The following is a 3,319-nucleotide window of genomic DNA, read 5'->3' as shown; positions in this document are numbered from 1 at the left end:
TTTAGTAAAATCTATTATATTCTAGAATATTAAAGGACGTTGTAAAAACTTCTATTTTTAAAATTGCCCAAAGGGCGATAAATCAAAAGAAGAGGGGGAGGTTCTGGGTTTGGTCTTCGAAGCCTTCCTGTGGGTTAGTCTTAGATAAGCTACAAGCAAGATATAGGCACATTGTATACATTGATGTTTTGTGACCCATTAGGAAGACCTTGAAAAGATTTTCTCCGCCAAAGACCTTAGAACCGCTTCGTAGACTTCAACCCTAATGGATTTTACTTAATGGCTATTGGATTTTCATTGAATGGATAGCAAATATATAAAATATGCCTTATCGAATATTGTTATGCTGTTAAGGTATGCTTATTATAGGATATTTTTTTTAGCCTTATAATTGTTTAACAAAAATAATACTATTAATTAACTTACTATACTCTCTAGTTAGCTTAAGGAAAAGTTGGAAGAGATAGAGGTCAATACGTATAGCAAATGAACAATCGTATCATTGATAACTATCTTTGTTATTAATCGTATAAAGAATATAAGATTAGTCGCCCCCTTGTATATCACTCTATGATGATATCAGAAATATCCTATAGATTAAAATTACTTTTTACATAAGTTACCTACCTATTTAATTAAAGTAATAAATGAGCCTATACAACATAGTTATAAAAGGCTCATTTATAAGATTTATTGAATTAGTAATCATTTAATAAAAAAGATACTCTAACCTCTAATTGCTCTATATAACTCAATTCGTCCCATCTTTCTAATTTATAAAAATCAGTTTTTAATTTATTATAGGATTCTTTTAAGTCAAAGAATACGATATAATAATCAGCGTAGTTCACTAATTTATCATCATATTCATCTAAAATAATACCCATATCCGTTATAAGTTGTTTATTGTCATCGTTATAAAGAGTAGCCACTTTCTCTTGAACATTTTTTTGATTAATTCCTTTTGTTAATTTTGTATATGTTTCTTGATATTTTTCATAGCATTCTGCATATAATAGTTTTCCCTTATCATCAGATATATTAGTAAAATGATTATATACTAAATATACAACAACTATTAATATACAAAATATCATAGAAATTAATATCTTCCATTTAGATTTTAAGTTCTTCAACGTAATTTCTCCTTTATATCCTGTTCTATTCTTCGTAGTTTATTATTAAGATACTTTAATGAGCTTGAATAATTATTATTCATTTCTATTATCCTATCAATATGATTCTTAGCAAGGTATTTAATGTTTTCTTGAGTTGTTTCATCAAATCCATTCAAATCAAAATCATCTACAGAATCTTTAATATTATTTAGACGCTTTATAAATATATCTCTAGCTCCTTTTGATTTAATAAGATACTTGAATTCTGTATTCTCAATAAATAAAGCTTTACTCATATTAATAATTAGTGATTTTTTATTTTTATTACTCCAAACATCATATAAATAATCTTGTAAATAACCTGGTTCTATATTATCAGGGTTATGTTTATATATAAAGCTAGCAAAAGTAGTAATACTAACACCTAGGGGGTTAGGACCTGCTACGCTAACACCTTCTTGAAATGATGTATATAAATCTTCAAATTCTTTTACTATTCTAAGACCAACCTTAATTACAGGTTCATTTTTCTTATTATTCATAGCATGACCCAGTTCTTCGTACATTTGTTGGACAATAAATGGTTTGAATTGCATTGGTGGATATAAGTTTCCAGTTGTTGGTTTCCTAAAGGCATTATCTATTAAAGGTTTTGTTAAAGTATTTGTTATATTTTTTACAACGCTAATATATTGTGCAATCAATGAATTAGGGTCATACATTTGCATACCATTTGTTAAATCAACAGGTATTTTATTGTTTTTAGCTTTATCATGTCCTGTTGGGTCAACATACATGATAGGGTTATTTGATACGTATGCGTAAAGATTAAGCCCGTCGCCCCTATAACTATCCATAACTATAAATCTATATATATAAGATATTAATACCTTTTAATATCAATATCTCTATAGATGAAGTTAACATAACTAGTTAACTATTAGGTTATAGTTAATATATACTTAAATATAATATTATCATAATAATATATCACTATAGATATATCGTCAATCAATGTAGTTCTGATAATGTAATATCATATCTAAATATATACTCTGGTGATGGGGATACTTGCACTTATATTTTAATTGTATTTTAAATAGTAGCTATTTTTATATTAGTTGTATTAGTTATGATATTCATATCAATATCAATAATACAACTAGCTACACTTGGAATTATTAATAGGTTCAATACTATAGTCTTTTTTATACTTTAGCATGTTATAAACAATATTCACTAATCGCCTAGATACACAAACTATAGCCTGTGACTTGGTTTTACCCTCTGATACTTTTTTATGATAGTATTCATATAAAATAGGATTTCTAGGTGTGCCAGTATTTCTGTGAGTAGTTAGTTGTCCAAGTGCTATATAGAAAAATATGCTGTTTAGTTTCCTGTTACCTCTTTGATTACGAAAGTTCTTTTCTTTACTTCCAGAACTATAGGTAACTGGAGCAATGCCACTATAACGAGCAAGTTTTGCCGAGTTCTTAAACCTATTGATATCACCTATTTCAGAAAGCAACTGTGCTGATGTAATAAGGTCAATACCATTAAATGATTGTAGATTTACCCCTAAGTCATCAATAGATTGTTGTAAATGTTCATCAATAGTAGATATTTCTTTTTGTTTATAACGAATATCCTCAATATAGTTTTTAATAAGGAAGCATCTAGTTTCGTCATGCGATAAAATGTCCTTATCTTCATTAATTAAACTTATTAAGGTATTTGCTTTGGCTACAGTAAAAAAGTTATGACTTTCTTTTTTAAGAAATACCCCTAATTCTTCTATAGATATATTTTCTAAAGACTTAGCACTAGGATAGTTATACCAAAAGGCTAATGCTGTCTTGCCTATAATATCACTGAAAAACTTACTATAACTATAATAATGATAAGACAATTGCATATGTAACTGATTAATGACTGACGTTCTTTGCTCTACCAATTTATTACGTCTTGTCATTAGTTGGCTAATCTTATAATAGATTTCATTATCCTTAGATACACTTTTAAGCTTGTCAAATTCATCAAGTAAAACCTTTGCAACACAAAAGGAGTCATATTCATCTGTTTTATGAATAGTAGTATTTTTCTTGGCTTCTTGTGAACTAAGGCTTGAATTAACAAACTTAACTTGTGTGTTGTTATCTATAAGAAAATGACAAAAGGCACACCCAACACCGAAAGAA

The 3,319-nt window shown here is 27.9% G+C and carries 3 protein-coding genes; all 3 read right to left on the bottom strand.

The window, feature by feature from the left end; translation table 11 throughout:
• Window positions 1-698: 698 nt before the first annotated feature.
• Window positions 699-1,136, bottom strand: a complete 438-nt coding sequence (locus tag N4A55_RS03995; protein ID WP_293754208.1) for a hypothetical protein — start codon at window positions 1,134-1,136, stop codon at window positions 699-701.
• Window positions 1,133-1,981 (bottom strand): hypothetical protein, encoded by an 849-nt coding sequence (locus N4A55_RS03990; RefSeq protein ID WP_293754209.1) that lies wholly within the window; start codon window positions 1,979-1,981, stop codon window positions 1,133-1,135. The genes N4A55_RS03995 and N4A55_RS03990 overlap by 4 nt, the downstream gene beginning before the upstream one ends.
• Before the next feature lie 299 nt (window positions 1,982-2,280).
• On the bottom strand, window positions 2,281-3,319 hold a 1,039-nt coding region (locus N4A55_RS03985), incomplete at its 5' end, for an IS110 family transposase (protein WP_293754207.1).

It is taken from the genome of Vallitalea sp. (assembly GCF_025211055.1).
Taxonomy (GTDB): domain Bacteria; phylum Bacillota; class Clostridia; order Lachnospirales; family Vallitaleaceae; genus Vallitalea.
The sequence above is the reverse complement of the archived record's forward strand: the minus strand, read 5'-3'. Positions and strand labels throughout refer to the sequence as shown.